The sequence below is a fragment of the Paractinoplanes rhizophilus genome, from assembly GCF_042664765.1.
Lineage (GTDB): Bacteria > Actinomycetota > Actinomycetes > Mycobacteriales > Micromonosporaceae > Actinoplanes > Actinoplanes rhizophilus.
The window spans coordinates 82007-97178 of record NZ_JBHTBJ010000007.1; the positions used below are offsets into that span (position 1 = coordinate 82007).

Annotated in this window: 10 protein-coding genes; 6 read left to right on the forward strand and 4 right to left on the reverse strand. The window is 73.5% G+C overall.

From position 1 onward, the window contains the following. Positions 1-29 precede the first annotated feature (29 nt). Entirely contained in the window at positions 30-1502 is a 1473-nt protein-coding gene (locus tag ACFQS1_RS12545) for a gamma-aminobutyraldehyde dehydrogenase (RefSeq protein ID WP_378967215.1), read from the forward strand. A 149-nt stretch (positions 1503-1651) separates the two neighbouring features. On the opposite strand, the gene ACFQS1_RS12550 is transcribed toward ACFQS1_RS12545, so the two are convergent. Further along, a complete protein-coding gene (locus ACFQS1_RS12550; protein WP_378967217.1) occupies positions 1652-2068 on the reverse strand; it encodes a hypothetical protein in 417 nt (138 codons plus the stop codon). A 138-nt stretch (positions 2069-2206) separates the two neighbouring features. Here ACFQS1_RS12550 and ACFQS1_RS12555 point away from each other — a divergent pair, with 138 nt between their 5' ends. Continuing rightward, entirely contained in the window at positions 2207-3709 is a 1503-nt protein-coding gene (locus ACFQS1_RS12555) for a diguanylate cyclase domain-containing protein (RefSeq protein ID WP_378967219.1), read from the forward strand. A gap of 1235 nt (positions 3710-4944) precedes the next feature. Here ACFQS1_RS12555 and ACFQS1_RS12560 read toward each other — a convergent pair. Together ACFQS1_RS12560 and ACFQS1_RS12565 are read right to left on the reverse strand one after the other, a co-directional pair. Then, positions 4945-5853 carry an RpnC/YadD family protein gene (locus tag ACFQS1_RS12560; RefSeq protein ID WP_378967221.1) on the reverse strand — a complete coding sequence of 303 codons (909 nt, stop codon included), beginning with the start codon at positions 5851-5853 and terminating at the stop codon, positions 4945-4947. A gap of 96 nt (positions 5854-5949) precedes the next feature. After that, positions 5950-6822, reverse strand: a complete 873-nt coding sequence (locus ACFQS1_RS12565; RefSeq protein ID WP_378967223.1) for a TIGR03560 family F420-dependent LLM class oxidoreductase — start codon at positions 6820-6822, stop codon at positions 5950-5952. Between the two features lie 244 nt (positions 6823-7066). Here ACFQS1_RS12565 and ACFQS1_RS12570 point away from each other — a divergent pair, with 244 nt between their 5' ends. Then, entirely contained in the window at positions 7067-10102 is a 3036-nt protein-coding gene (locus ACFQS1_RS12570; protein WP_378967225.1) for an FtsX-like permease family protein, read from the forward strand. Beyond that, positions 10099-13176 carry an FtsX-like permease family protein gene (locus ACFQS1_RS12575; RefSeq protein WP_378967227.1) on the forward strand — a complete coding sequence of 1026 codons (3078 nt, stop codon included), beginning with the start codon at positions 10099-10101 and terminating at the stop codon, positions 13174-13176. The genes ACFQS1_RS12570 and ACFQS1_RS12575 overlap by 4 nt, the downstream gene beginning before the upstream one ends. Positions 13177-13191: 15 nt before the next feature. Here ACFQS1_RS12575 and ACFQS1_RS12580 read toward each other — a convergent pair whose 3' ends face one another. Beyond that, complete coding sequence (locus ACFQS1_RS12580) at positions 13192-13938, reverse strand: methyltransferase (protein WP_378967229.1); 747 nt, start codon at positions 13936-13938, stop codon at positions 13192-13194. Positions 13939-14052: 114 nt separating this feature from the next. Here ACFQS1_RS12580 and ACFQS1_RS12585 point away from each other — a divergent pair, with 114 nt between their 5' ends. Both ACFQS1_RS12585 and ACFQS1_RS12590 read left to right on the forward strand, forming a co-directional pair. Continuing rightward, complete coding sequence (locus ACFQS1_RS12585) at positions 14053-14364, forward strand: EthD family reductase (RefSeq protein ID WP_378967231.1); 312 nt, start codon at positions 14053-14055, stop codon at positions 14362-14364. Positions 14365-14601: 237 nt separating this feature from the next. Beyond that, the gene (locus tag ACFQS1_RS12590) at positions 14602-15168 is read left to right on the forward strand and encodes an NADPH-dependent FMN reductase (protein ID WP_378967234.1); all 567 of its coding nucleotides are present in this window, start codon (positions 14602-14604) and stop codon (positions 15166-15168) included. Positions 15169-15172 lie beyond the last annotated feature (4 nt).

Below are 15172 nucleotides of genomic sequence, written 5' to 3' on the forward strand. Positions count from 1 at the left end.
GTCTTGTCTGCAACGGAATCGGTGGAAAGATGGCCGGGAAAGTTTCCGATCCTGCGTCTGGAGATCGAGTGACCGCCAAGACTGTGCTGCACAACTTCATCGGCGGCGCCCCGTCCGCGCCCGCCGAGGGCCGTTACGAGGACCTCATCGACCCGGCGACCGGCGAGGTCTTCGCCTCCGCGCCGGTCTCCGGCAAGCCGGACGTCGACCGGGCCATGGAGGCGGCGTCGGAAGCTTTCGCGAAATGGCGCGACACGACGCCGAGCGAGCGGCAGCAGGCGCTGCTCAAGTTCGCCGACGCGATCGAGGCCCGCACGGACGAGCTGGTCGCGGCCGAGTCGCAGAACACCGGCAAGCCGCTCGGCCTGACCCGGTCCGAGGAGCTGCCGCCGGCGATCGACCAGATCCGCTTCTTCGCGGGCGCGGCGCGACTGCTCGAGGGCCGGTCCGCGGGTCAGTACCTGAACGGTTTCGAAAGCTACGTCCGGCGCGAGCCGGTCGGCGTGTGCGCGCAGGTCACGCCGTGGAACTACCCGCTGATGATGGCGGTCTGGAAACTTGCGCCCGCGATCGCCGCCGGCAACACGGTCGTGCTCAAGCCGAGCGACACCACGCCGGTCACCACCGTCATGCTCGCGGAGATCGCTGCGGAAATTTTCCCGCCCGGCGTGCTCAACGTCGTGGTCGGCGATCGCGACACCGGCCGCGAGCTGGTCAGCCACCGCACCCCGCAGATGGTCTCGATCACCGGCTCGGTGCGGGCCGGCATGGAGGTCGCCTCGGCCGCCTCCGCCGACCTCAAGCGCACCCACCTCGAGCTGGGCGGGAAGGCGCCGGTCGTGGTCTTCGACGACGCCGACATCGCGGCCGCGGCCGAGGCGATCGCAGTCGGCGGCTATTTCAACGCCGGCCAGGACTGCACCGCCGCCACCCGGGTGCTGGCCTCGCCCCGCGTCTACCGCGATTTCGTCGCGGCGCTCTCGGAGCAGGCCTCGTCGACGAAAACCGGCGCGGCCGACGACGAGGACGTGCTCTACGGCCCGCTCAACAATGCCCGCCAGATCGACCGCGTCGCCGGTTTCGTCGACCGCCTGCCCGACCACGCCGTGCTGAACGCCGGCGGCGCACGGGTCGGCGACCGCGGCTATTTCTACGCGCCGACGGTCGTTTCCGGCCTCAAGCAGACCGACGAGGCCATCCAGGACGAAATTTTCGGCCCGGTCATCACCGTCCAGCAGTTCACCGACGAGGACGAGGCCGTCGCCTGGGCGAACGGCGTCGAATACGGCCTCGCCTCCAGCGTCTGGACCAAGGATCACGCCCGCGCGATGCGGATGACCCAGCGCCTGGACTTCGGCTGCGTCTGGGTCAATTGCCACATCCCGCTGGTCGCCGAGATGCCGCACGGCGGGTTCAAGCACTCCGGGCACGGCAAGGACCTGTCCGTTTACGGCCTCGAGGACTACACCCGCATCAAGCACGTCATGCATGCGCTGGGCTGAGATCGGGGGTCACAGGGAAAGCCCGGGCCGAGGGGGTCCGGGCTTTCTCCTGCAAAGACAATTTTCCGTACGGGCCAGGAAAGGTTTCCGGGCGCACGGCGATCCGGCCGCCCGGTCACGCCCGGTGCCGCCGGACCGGCCGGTTCGGCTCACCGGCGGAACGTGGAGTTGTCGCCGGTGCTGATGATGCCGTAGTTGGTCTGCGTGGCGACCGACCGCTCGCCGGACGCCGTGATGGTGACGCCGCCCGCCGTCAGCATGGCCGCGACCTCCCGCGCCAGCTCGGGATCGGCCGCCAGCGCCTTGCGGATCTGCAGCTTCAGCGCCACGTCGCTACCGTCCTCGCCGGCCGCGACGTCCCCGATCGCGCCCTCGATCGCCGGCCGGGACGCGTCGCGGCGCAGGATCCGGTTGAGGATCCGGTGCCCGAGGCTCACCGTCCCGTCGGCGGCCTCGTCCACGACCGCCTGGCGCACCTTGTCGAGGGTGGCCGCGCCGTAGGCGGTGATCGCCCCGGTGACGTACGGGAGCACCGCGTTCGCCGTCTGAGCAACGTCGATATCCATGCCACCTGGATACACGCGCGGCACAACCGGCGTACAGCACCCGTTCCGGCGGTCACAGTGCCTCAAGCGGCGGGCGCCGGCGCCGATGTTTCCTGGCACCGGCCGACCGCGCCGGCGAACGAGGATGCGGGGTGGGGCATGACGTTGCCTCGGGCGGCCGGGATGCGCACCGATCCGCTCCTCGTCGGGCTGTGCCTGTTCGCCGTACTCGTGCCGCCGTTGTTCGGGATTTTCGGGGTGACGACCGGTCCGCTGGTCGCGCAGACGGCCTACTGGGTCGCGCTGACCGCATGCAGCGTCGGCTGGGCGGTGCTCGCCCGGCGGCTGGCCCGCCGGACGGCCGGGGACGATCCGTTCGCCCGGGGCGCGCGCCGGATCTGGTGGCTCACCGCCGCGGCCGGGGTGCTCTACGCGCTGGGCGACGCCTGGCAGGTCGTGCAGATGATCGCCGGGCCGTCCGTCCACCCCATCTACGTCCGCTCCGGTCTCGCCCTGTGTGCGCCGCTGGCCGGCATGGTCCTGGTGGTCGCCGGGCTGCTGCTCTATCCGGGTGGCAACCGCGCCGGCCTGCGCATGGACGTGGCCACCGTGATGGCCGGCGCGATCACCGCGGGTGTGCTGCTGATCGAGCCGCCGACCGGCCCGCCCGGTCCGGCGTGGGCGGCGCTGCTGGCCGTGGCGGTGCTGAGCCAGCCCGGGGTGTTCCTGGTCGCCATCCTCGCGGTGGCCAAGCTCGTCCTCGGCGGGCGCTCGCCGTTCCGTCCGTCGGCGGCGGTGGTCTACGGCGCCGCGGCGATCCTGCAGGCGGTGCTGCAGGCGGTGCCGACGGAGTCGTACGGCGCGTCCCGTCTCGGTGCGTGGCTGAACTGCGGCAACGTGCTCAGCAGCGCCCTCATGGTGATCGCCACCCGCCTGCAGGCGCGCGGCGGGCCGGCCCGTACGGCCGCGGGTGGGACGCGGCCGTACAGCTATCTGCCGTACGCGTCCCTCGCCGTGAGCTGGGCGACCGGCGTGGTCGTGCTGGCCGTCTCCGGGCTCACCTGGCGCTCCTGGCTGGTCATCGCCGGCATCATCGTCACCACCGCCCTGGTCGCGGCCCGGCAGGCGGCCGCGTTCCGGCGGATCGGTGAGCTGCTCCGCGAGCGCGACCAACTCGCCGCGCGCCTGACCGAGCAGGCGTTTCACGACGCGCTGACCGGCCTGGCGAACCGCGCGCTGTTCCTGCGCGACCTCGGCGCCGCCCTGACGCGGTCGGAGGCGACCGTGTTCCTCATCGACCTCGACGAGTTCAAGCCGGTCAACGACCGCTTCGGGCACGCCACCGGCGACCGGTTGCTGATCGAGGTCGGCCGCCGGCTGCACCGCTGCGTACGCCCCGGCGACACGGTGGCCCGGCTCGGCGGCGACGAGTTCGCCGTCCTGGTCGACGACCTCGACCCCGAGCGCCGGGAGACCATGGCGGCGGAGTTGCGCGCCGCGTTGTCCGGCACGGTGGAGATCGACGGCGTGCGCGTGCCGCTGCGGGCAAGCGTAGGCATGGCCACGGGCCGGCCCGGCCGGCACGGCCCGGACATGCTGCTGCACGAGGCCGACATGGCGATGTACGCGGTGAAGTACGCCGGCCGGGCAGTTCGCCGCTGACCGTCAGGCCGCGCAGAGGCTCCGGATGCGCATGGTTTCCCCCCGTCGGTAGACATGCGTATCGCTCGAGGATGCAGCGTAGCGGGACGGGGCGGCTGGGGTTGCCCCGCCGCAGGAAGCGCGAAAAGAGTCAGCGCAGTCCACAAGGGACGGCGCGTCGCGGCGCCGGCGCGGGCGTGGCCGGGTTCACCGAACACGCCGTTGGGCGGCGCGCATGATCGCTGGAGGACCCGCACCGACCGGCTACGGATTCGGCCAAATGGATGCCTCGCGCATGTCGCCCGTCGTCCCTTTCAGCTTGGCCAACGAGCCCGGCCGCGCTGTCCACCGTCTGTCCGCCACGCCAGAGCGGCAGCTCGCGGCCCGCACGACCAACGCCGCACCCTGTCGGCGGCATGACAGGGCGTGCTTCTGCCCGTTTGTTCACCAATTATTGGATGCCCCGGCGTCTTCGGATCCCGTGAAATTCCTTTCCCGCCGGGATGATCGAACAGTGGCAGGGCCGGATCGCTCTGCGGGAAAATAGTTCATGCGGCAACTGCAGTTGTTCACCACGGCGCAATTGGCGACGATGCGCGACACGACGAAGCGCCGCAACTATTCCGCCGAGGCCGAGAATTTCCGCCGGGAGCATCAGAGGCATCGCGTTTGGGGCATGACGCAACGCCACGCGCGGAAACTGCGCTCCATTTACGGCCACATCCCGAGCGACGAGGAATTGATCGCCGCGTGGCACGACCGCGGCACGGCGGCGTCCGCGCCCGCAACGTCCGAGCAGGCACACAGCCGGCCGGCAATCGCGCCGGAGCCGACGCCCAGCCTGCCGGAGCAGGCCTCGCCGCGGCAGGAGAAGGGTGTGTCGGAGACCGCCCTCTTGGAAGAGACCGCGGCGGTGGGCGCTGCACGAGACCGATCCGGGCACGGAATCGAGGCCGGTGGCCAGCTCACCGAATCCGAGCCGGCCCTCGAAGAGGCGGTTGTCGTAGCATCGATCCGGCGTGCCCCGGACGAGGAATTGCCGCAACTGGTTTCGCGAAAAGCTGGCGGTTTAAGGGGTGCATGGCGACGGAGACGCTGTGAGCCAGATGGACATTCGCTCGCCAGTTGGGAAAGCCCTTCGATTCCCGCGCGGGCTCAGGCAACGTGCCGAATTCGTCTTCCTGGCGTGTCGCTGTCGAGGTGCTTGAACGGCGCGCGGCGGCGAATGATGTGGTCCGAAAGCCCGAAGGGACAGGTCAGGAACGCAACTCCGCCAAGGTGGCGCCGGCGACGATGCGGGCGATGTTGCCGTCGTGGTCGCGTTCGGCCAGGCGGCGGGCAAGGTCGTCGAGATCGGCGAACTCACCGAATTTCGCCCGGAGAAGCGCCCGCATCCCATCGACGCGGCCTTGTTCCAGGCCTTGTTCCAGGCCTTGTTCCAGGCCCTGCTCCCGGCCCTGCTCGCGGTTTCGGCGGGCGATCTCGCGGCCCGACTCCGTCTGCTCGAGAACGTCGTTCATGCCTCTCCTTCGCAAAGCATCGAGAACCTGGGCCGCCAGCGAACCTCCCACGAGCATACCCAGCTCGATCTGAACCAGCTGTTCCTCCACCGCGCCCGTCGCGGCGATCCGATCGGCGACCCGTTCCACCAGATCGTGCGGCGGCTTCTGCGACCACAACGCCAGCGGCGCCAACGGGCCCGCCAGCAACACCCCGGGATCCAAATCATCCGGCACGTTCACCGACCGGTAGTCCAGCCGCGCCTGATCCCGGCGGAAGCGGCCCGGAAACCCGCCGCCCAGCGGCCACACCACCACCTGATGGATACGATGCTGCGCCCGGCGATACTTCAACGCCAGCGACGCCCAGTACGCCACCATCCGCTCCTGGAAGTCCTCGGTCCGCTGGACCTGAACCTCCACGTGATAAACGTCCGCCGGCAACCCGTCGTCATGCCGGACCACGAACACCTTGTCCCGCTGACGGCTGCGCTGCCGCTGCTGCTCGGTCGGCCCGTCGAGAACCACGGCCTGGCCGTCGAGCTGGGCACCGCACAACAACCGCAACGCGTCCCGCGGATGGGCCTCCAGCAACGCCTTGTACAAACCGTCGAAATCACGCGCCGGCCCCGGCGACACGACCTCGGACGGCACACTCCCGGTCATGAGTCCTCCCCCGCGCCCACCTCCGGGCACGGGGGACAGCCTCCCTACAAGCGACTACTAGTCAAGCGACAGGTCGACGGAGGGCGCCGGATCCCGTCAAGCGAACCGCGGGATGAGGTCGGCGGCGAGGCGGTGCAGCGGCTCGTGGTCGTAGGCCAGCCGCCGGATGTAGAAGATGACGTAGTCGCAGCCGGCCTCGACCACCTGCTCGACGCGGTCCGTGATCTGGGCGGTGGGCCACGACGGGTCGACCTCGATCGTGGTGGACTTCGCGATCGTGGCGTAATCGCGGCCCACGGTGTCGCAGTGCTCGCGCAGGACGGCCAGCTTCTGCCGGATCAGGGCGGCGTCCCCGTTCCCGACGTTGCTGCCGTCGGCGTACTTGGCGACCAGCTTCAGCGTCACTTTCTCGCCGCCGCCGCCGCCGAGCCAGAACTGCGGCTTGCGGCGCGGCTGGTTGATCGGGCCGTCGATCTGGTAGTGCTTGCCCTTGAAGACCGGGCGGTCCTCGGTCCACATCTTGTGCACGATCTCCACCGCCTCGCGGAAGGCGCCCATCCGCTGCGGCACCTCGGGCCACTCGTAGCCGTACGCCCGCCACTCGTGCTCGTACCAGCCGGCGCCGAGCCCGGCGTAGAGCCGGCCGTGACTCGCCACGTCGACCGTGGAGGCGATCTTCGCGTAGAGCGACGGCTGCCGGTAGCCGTTGCAGCCGACCATCTGGCCGATGTTGACGCGGGTGGTGTCGCGGGCCAGCGTCGCCGAGGCGGTCCAGCACTCGAAGGTGGTGTTGAGGGTCGGCTGGGGGACGGTGTGGAAATGGTCGTACAGCCAGATCGAGTCCCACGGGCCGGCGTCGGCGGCCTTGGCGACCGCGGTCATCGCCTCATACTGCTCGACCGGGTCGTCGATCTCGTTCAGGTCCATCTTCCAGCCCTGCGGCACGAACACTCCGAAGCGCACACTCATGTCGACGAACTTAATCCAAGCGATGATGTCGAGCGACGGAAGATCGGCCTCGTCCTACCCGCGGAGACCGGGCAGCGGGCGTCGAGATCGCCGCCCTCGTGTCGGCACCTGTTCAAGCAGGCGGGCGACGCGGCGGGCCGCGCAGTTGTACGCTGCCGCGGCGGGCCGCACGACCAGCCTGCCCGGGCGGCGCTACCTGACCACCCGGGCCGCGCGGCTGCGGTGACCCGGGGGAGCGGTGCGGATGTACTTCGTGAGCTGGGGCGCGGTACGACGTCGTACCGCGCAGACCGCGCTGCTCACCCTCCTGGCCGCGCTGGCGGCGGCCGCGGGCGCTTCCGCGCCCTGGTACGGCCTCACCGTCGCGTCCCGGGCCGCCGGCGCCGAGGTGCAGGCCCGGCCGGCCGCCGAGCGGGTGGTCACGGTCCACCAGCCGGGGGCCGAGACCGGGGGCGATCCCCGCAAGGCGCTCGACGCTCTCGTCGTACGCGTCAACGGTTTGCTCGATCTTCCCGGCGCGACGCCAGTCCTGGGTCTCGCCCAGGGCACCACCTACATCGACGTCCGTCACGGCAACGCCCCCTCGGGCCTGCCGATCGCCTACCGCGACGGCTTCTGCGCCCACGTCCGGCTCACCGGCGACTGCCCGCGGGAGCCGTCGTCCGTCGCGGTGAGCGCGGACGTCGCGCGCCGTCTTGCCGTCAAACCCGGAGACACCATTCCGGTACGGCCGGAGGGCGCCGTCACCGGGCTCGACCTCCGCGTCGTCGGCGTCTACGAGCTGGTCGGCGACTACTGGACCGACCCGCTGTTCAAGTCCCAGGGCGACCTCGACCCGGTCTTCACCACGCTCGCCACGTTCCGGCAGCCGCAGCTGCGCCGGCCCACCCTGGCCCTGTCGCTGCCGGTGCCGTTGCCGCTGCTGCGCGGCGACCACCTCTACGACCTCAACGGCGTGCTCAACGCGGCCGGCCCGCGCTTCGCCGCCGCCCAGCTCGACCTGGACAACCCGACCGGCGAGCTGTTCGACGCGGTCATCGCCGACCGCCGCACCGTCCTCACCGGGGTCCTCGTCGCCCTGGTCCAGCTGCTGGTGCTGGCCTGGTTCGCGCTGGGCCTGGCCGGGCGGCTCACCGGCGGCGACCGCCGGGCCGACGCCGGGCTGCTCAAGCTGCGCGGCGCCACCCGCGGCAACCTGCTGCGCCTGACCGCCGGCCAGCACGTGCCGCCGCTGCTGATCGGCGCCGCGATCGGGCTCCCGGCCGGCATCGCCGCCGCCCGGCTGGTCGCCGGCGCGCTGCCGGTCCGCTCCGAGTGGTGGATCGCGCTGCTGATGGCCGTCGGCGCGGTTCTCGCGGTGGCGGCGGGCGGGCTGCTCGTGCTGGCCGGCATCGACGCGATCGCCCAGCGCGCGCCCGTGGCCGCCCTGCTGCGCCGGATCCCCGGCGTGCGCCGCGACTGGCGGTCCCGCTTCGTCGACATCGCCCTGCTCGCGCTGGCCGCGGGCGCCGTCTATCAGGCCCGCACCGGCGGGCCCGCCAGCGGCCTCGGCGTGGCCGCGCCGGCCCTGGTCGCGCTCGCCGTCGGCCTGCTGCTGGCCCGCCTGCTGCGCTGGGTCACCGACCGGGCCGGCGGCGCCGCGATCCGGGCCGGGCGGGTGCGGGCCGGCCTCGCCGCCGTGCAGGTGTCCCGCCGGCCCGGCACCGACCGCGTCCTGGCCCTGCTGGTGGTGGCGGTCGCGCTGGTCGCGCTCACCGCCGGGGGCCTGATCGCCGACCGGGCCGAGCGGATCGCCCGCGCCGACGCCGAGCTGGGCGCGGCCCGGGTGCTGACGGTCCGGGCCGAGTCACGCACCCAGCTGCAGAACGCGGTCCGCCGGGCCGACCCCGGCGGACGCCAGGCGATGGCCGTCGTGGTCGACACCGCCGCCGACCCGCCGGTGCTCGCCGTCGACTCGGCCCGGCTCGCGGCCGTGACGAGCTGGCCCGAGTCGGGCCCGGCCGGCGCGCTCGCCGCCGCGGTGGCCGGCGCCCGCCTGCCCGCCGGCCCGCCGCTGATCACCGGCCGTACCCTCGCCGTCCGGATCACCCGCGACGCCCGCGGTCCGGCCCTGCTCGGCGCGATCCTGCAGCACGAGGGCACCGGCGCCGGCCTGCGCGTGGAGTTCCGCGGGCTGCGCGCCGGCGACCAGCGGGCCACCGCCGACGTGCCGGCCTGCGCGGTCGCGCCCGGGTGCCGGTTCGTCGGCTGGCAGCTGTTCCCGGCCGCGGGCGGGCTCACCGTCCGCTCGGTCGCCTCGGCCGCCTCCGCCGTGGCCGGCGCCTCCGCCGCCACCGTGCTCGACACGGCCGGGCTCGCCGACGTGAGCCGCTGGCACGCCGACTACACCGGGCCGGCGCCGCGGGTCGCCACGTCGAGCCGGGGGCTCACCATGGCCGCCGACTCCCGGTCCGGCACCGAGGTGCGCCTGGTGGACGCGCCGGTCCCGCTGCCCGTCGTGGTGGCGGGGGAGAAGCCCGGGCAGTGGCGCTTCGACGACGCCATGTCCGGCCGCTTCGGGGCCACCGCCACCCCCGTACGCGTCGTCGCGCAAGCGCAAGTGCTCCCCGTGCTGGGCCGGCACGGCCTGCTCACCGACCTGGACGCCGCGCGCCGGCTGGCCGGCGACGCGGACCTCGGCGGCACCTTCCAGGTCTGGCTCGCCGCCGGCGCCCCCGGGTCGGTCGCCGACCGGCTCACCGCCGCCGGACTGACCATCGTGGACGATCGCACCGCGGCCGCCCGCGCCGCCGCGCTCGGCGCCGAGGGCCGGTTCGTCACCGCGCCGTTCGCCATCCTCACCACCGCGATCGCGCTGCTCGTCGCGGCCGCGATGATCGACGTCGCGGCCGAGGCCGAGAGGGAGCCCCGGCAGGCCATGCTCGCCGCCCTGCGCGCCCAGGGCCTGTCCCGCGCCACCGCCGCCTTCACCGGCCGGGCCGGCACCGTCGCGCTCGTGCTCACCGGGGTGGCCGGCGGCGTGCTCGCCGCGCTGATCGCTCGCCCGGTCGCCGCGGTCACCGCCACGCCGTTCCCCGACAACTGGCGGGTGATCGAGCCGCCCGGCGTGCTCACTGCCGCCGTGCTGGCGCCGGCCGCCGCCATCGGCCTCGTCGTCCTCGGCGCCGCCGGACTCCTCGCGACCCGCCGCGCCGGCGGGTCGTCCGGGCGGGGCGACGGCTCCGGCCGTGCCGGCGGGCCGTCCGGGGCGGGCGGCGATCGCGGCCGGAGGAGCCGATGATCGCGCTCGTCCTGGCGATGGTCTGGACCCGCCGCGGCCAGGCCGTCACGCTCGCCCTGCTCACCCTGTTCGGCGTCGCCGCCGCCGTGGCCGCGCCCGCCTACCTGCGCGCCGCCGACCGGGCCGTCGCGGCCGGCGAGGTGCGCACCGCCGACGCCGCCTCGCGCAGCCTCACGCTGATCGCCCGCCAGCACGACCACCGTCCCGGCCGCTCCCGGCCCGAGGTCGTCGCCGCCGACGTCGACCTGGGCAAGACCGGCGCGTCGCTGCTCACCCTGCCCGGCTTCGATTACACGTACGCGTCGGAATTCCCGGCGATCCGGATGGAGCCGGACGACCACATCCGCACCCGCGTCGTCCACCGCCAGGACGTGTGCGCCCACCTCACGATGACGGCCGGCCGCTGCCTCATCGGCGAGTCCGACATGATCATCGGCGCCGAGACCGCCGCCCGGCTCGAGCTCGCCCCCGGCGACGAGGTGCACCCGGTCTTCGCCGTCTGGCTCCCCAAAGCGGGGATCTTCGCGGAGGACGGCCGGCCGAAGCGGTTCCTGATCGCCGGGGTCTACCGCCCCACCGACGCCGGCGACCCGTACTGGGGCACCCACGGCTACTTCGGCGCCGACACCGGCGGCCGGCGCGGCGAGCCGGCGTTCGTCACCAACGCCTCGATCGCTGCCATGGACCACGGCGCGATCGAGCTCAGCGTCGACGGCTCCGCCCCGCCCGGCGCGCTCGCGGTCGACCGCCTCCCCGCCGTACGGGACGGCCTCGCCACCCTGCGGCAGCGCGTCGCCGGCCTCGGTGCCGGCCTGGAGCTGCGCAGCGGCATCCCCACCCTGCTCGGCCGGATCGACGCCGGCCGCGACGCCGCCCACCGGATCGTGCCGGTCCTCGCCGTCTGCCTGGTGCTGCTCGCCTGCCTGACGATCTATCTGGCCGTCGGTTACGGCACCGAGGGCCGTCGCCCGGAGCTGGCGGTGGTGGCGCTGCGTGGCGCCCGGCGGGGCCAGCGCTGGTGGCTCGCCACCGGCGAGAACCTGGTGTCCATCCTGGCCGGCGCGATCCTCGGCTGCGTCGCCGGCCAGCTGCTGGTGGACGTCTTCGCCGCCGGGCGCTTCCCCGGCGTGGGCGCCGACCCCGGGCTCGAGGCGCTGCGCTGGGCGCCCGCCGCCGCGGCCGCCGCCCTCGTCACCGCGCTGCTGGCCGAGCGCCACCAGCTGGGTCGTCCGGTCACCGAGCTGCTGCGCCGGGTGCCGCCCGCGCCCCGGGTGGGCACCGCCGTGGCCGCCGAGGCCGTCGTGGTGCTGCTGGCGGCGGTCGCGGTCGCTCAGCTCGCCGTCACCGGCGGCGGGCTCACCGGGGTGGGCACCTTCGCCACCGGTCTGGTGCTGGTCGCGGCCGCGCTGGTCGCCGCCCGCCTGGTGCTGCCGTGGGCGACGGTCTTCGCCCGCCGCCGGCTGCGCGACGGCCGCCTGGCCGCCGCGCTCGCCGCGTTCCAGGTCTCGCGGCGCCCGGGTGGGGCGCGCTTGTTCGCCTTGCTCACGGCCGCGGTCGCCGTGATCGGGTACGCCGCCTGCGCCGTCGACGTGGGCGCCCGGGGCCGTTCGCTGGAGGCGGGCATCGGCATCGGCGCCGCCCGCGTGGTGGCGGTGGGCCCGGTCAGTCGCCAGGGCCTGCTGGCCGCCGTGCGCGCCGCCGACCCGACCGGCGCGTACGCGATGGCCGCCGTCCCGCTTCCGGCCGAGCGCGGCCGGCCGGCCGGGATCGCGGTGGACACCACCCGGGCGGCGGCGATCGCCGAGTGGGGTGGTTTCGACCCGGCCCGGGTCGCGGCGACGCTGCACCCGGCGGCCGGGGAGCCGCTGGCGGTGCGCGGGTCGCGGCTGACCGTCGACGTGACCGCGGCGAAGCTGACGATCGGCAAGTCCCTGCTGGCCACCGTGGTGCTCGCGCCGGTGGCCGGGCCGGCCGACGAGCAGGCCGAGCTGGGCGAGTTGCGGGCGGGCCGGCACGGGTACGCGGCGGAGGTCCCGGCCTGCGCGTCCGGCTGCCTGGTCAAGGCGGTGCAGCTCAACGGGCGCGAGGGGTCGCTGGACGTCACCGGCACGGTGACCTTCCACGCGGTGACGGCCTCCGGTGCGGATCCCGGTGCCGGTGGCGACCCTGACCCTGGTGCCGGGGGCGATCCCGGTGCGAGTGGCGAGCCGGTCGGCATCGGGCCCGGCGTGCTCGGGGCGGCCGGCCGGTGGCGGATCACCGACGGCGGGCGGCTGGCGGCCGGGCCGGCCGGGCTCGGCATCGAGATAACGTCGCTCAACGGCCTGCCGCACGGGGTCTTCGTCCAGCCGTCCGGGGTGCCGAGCCCGCTGCCGGTGGCCACCGCCGGCGATGTGGCCAGCGCGTCGGTGCCGGGTCTCGACGGCCGGGCGCTGCCGATCGCCGCGGCGCTGCGGCTGCCGGCGGTGCCCGGCGTCGGCACGCCGGCGGTGCTGGCCGACCTCGACTACGTCGACCGCCTCTCCACCGACGCGACGCCCAGCACCGCCGCGCAGGTGTGGCTCTCGCCCCGCGCGCCGGCCGACGTCCTCGATCGCCTGCGCTCGGCCGGCCTGGTGGTCACCGGCGACACCCGGGCCACCCAGGTCCGCGCCCGGCTCGACGAGCAGGGACCGGCCCTGGCGCTGTGGTTCTACGTCCTGGTGGGCGCCCTGGCGCTGGCCCTGGCGGCCGGCGCGCTGGTGCTGGCGGCGGCGGTCGACCGGGTGCGGCGCATCGAGGACCTGTCCGCGCTGCGCGCCCAGGGCCTGCCCCGGACCGCGGTGCGCCGGGCGACGCTGTGGACGTACCCGGTGCTGGTCGGTGGCGCCGTCCTGGCCGGCATGGCGATCGCGCTGCTCGGGTGGTGGCTGACCGGATGGGCGCTGCCGCTGGCCGGGCTCGACCCGCCCGCGCTGCCGTTCCCGGGCATGCCGCGCCCGCTCGGGCTGATCGCCACGGCCGCGCTGGCGTTCGCGGTGCTGTCCGGCGTGGCGGTCCTGGCCGGGCGCCGGACGCTGCGCGCCATCCGCTGATCGCCCGGTCCCCGGTCATATGACGTAGGGGATCAGCGCGCGCCGCTCCGCCGGGTACTCGGGGAACTGCCGGTGGTACCAGGCGTGGTGGTCGACGGCCCGGGGCGCGAGATTCGCCACCGTGTAGGCCGCGAACGCGAGCCCGGCGGGCGACCAGGTGGCGAGCGCCCAGCCGGTCCATTCCACCATCTCGCCGAGATAGTTCGGGCAGGACACCCAGCGGTACGCGCCGCCGTACGGAATTCGATAACCGCCGCCGGACGCCCGCAGCCGGCGGAGTTTGCGGTCGGCCCACACGTGCAACGCGAGGCCGCCCGCGAAGAGCGTCACGCCGATCAGAAACCGCGGATCGGCCAGCCAGCCCACCGGGTACTGCCCGAGCGTGCCGATCCAATAGGCGTTGATCGAGGCGTTGAGGACGTTGAACCCGACGGCGAGCAGCATCACCACGACCGGCATGCGTCCGCCACCGCGCAGCAGGAACGGGTAGACGAAGGCGCGGTACACATAGTGGCTCTGCCACATGGCGAACAGCACCAGCGCCACCAGATCGGCCCGCCTCGGCCCGGACCGGAAGACGACCGCGAACACCAGCGGCGAGACGCTCTCCATCACCAGCCAGCCGGCCCGCGCCGGCACGGTGGCGCCCCATCCCGCGCGCAGGTGGCGACCGTACGGCGCGGTGATGAAACGCAGCGCGACAAAGGTGACCGCCGCGAGCGCGAACTCCAGGAGCACGAGCATCCGGTACGAAGTCGGCACCAGCGGAGTCTAGTCACGCATCGATGGCCGCGAGGACCTGGTTCGACCTCCGGCCCGCCCCTCCGTGGCAAGATCTCCGGGGGTCATGCCGCTCCTCGCCGAACGGAGATTCTGATGCACAAGCTGCTGGTCCTGTATCCCGAGCCCGCCGATCCCGACCACTTCCGCGACTACTACGTGACCAACCATCTCCCGCTGGTCCGGCAGATGCCCGGCCTGCTCGCCTGGCGCTACAGCTTCGACGTGGCAGCGACGGAGGGGGAGGCGCCGTACTTCGCGGTCTTCGAAGCCGAGTTCGCCGACGCCGCGGCAATGAGCGCGTCGAGGGCGTCTCCGCAAGGCCGGCAGGTGGCCGCCGACGTCGTCAACTACGCCACCGGTGGTGCGGTCGTCATCCACTATCCGGTGCAGGACGGCATCGTCTAGAACCGTCGGTCGGCTGACCTTCGGCCCGTGATCCGCGGCGCCGACGATCCGCTGAGCACGGTGAGCGCCGGCGAGCCGCCGTCGGCCGTGCCGCGTGCGTCGCAGGAGGTCGTCCGGGGATGGGGCACGACCCGCCGGCGGCGCTGCGGCCGCGACTGGGCGACGCGACCGTGGGGAACATCGGACGTAGGGCTATTGTTTGATGAAGCAAATATCCCGCGTGAGATCGGATCCACCGTGAGTGACCTCAATCTGCTGGTAGTAGTCGCGAGCACCCGCCCGGGCCGGGCCGGACTGCCGGTGTCGCAGTGGTTCGTCGACGCCGCCAAGGCGCACGGCGGCTTCCAGGTGACGGTCGCCGACCTGGCCGAGGAGAACCTGCCGCTGCTCGACGAGCCGCATCACCCGCGGCTGAGTCGGTACGAGCACGACCACACCAAGCGGTGGAGCGAGAAGGTCGCCGCGGCCGACGCGATCGTGTTCGTGATCCCGGAGTACAACTTCTCGCTGGGCGCCGCGGTCAAGAACGCGCTCGACTATCTGCACCACGAGTGGCGCTACAAGCCGGCCAGCGTGGTCAGCTATGGCGGCGTGTCGGCGGGCACCCGGTCGGCGATGGCGCTGCACGCGGCCGCGTACGCGCTGAACCTCTTCACGATCGGGCAGCAGGTGAACATCCCGTTCGTGCACAGCCACCTCGTCGACGGCCGCTTCGACCCGTCGGAGACCACCGAGGCGGCCGCGACCGCGATGCTGGACGAGCTGGTCAAGGTGGCCGAGGCGCTCAAGCCGCTGCGCGGCTGAGATT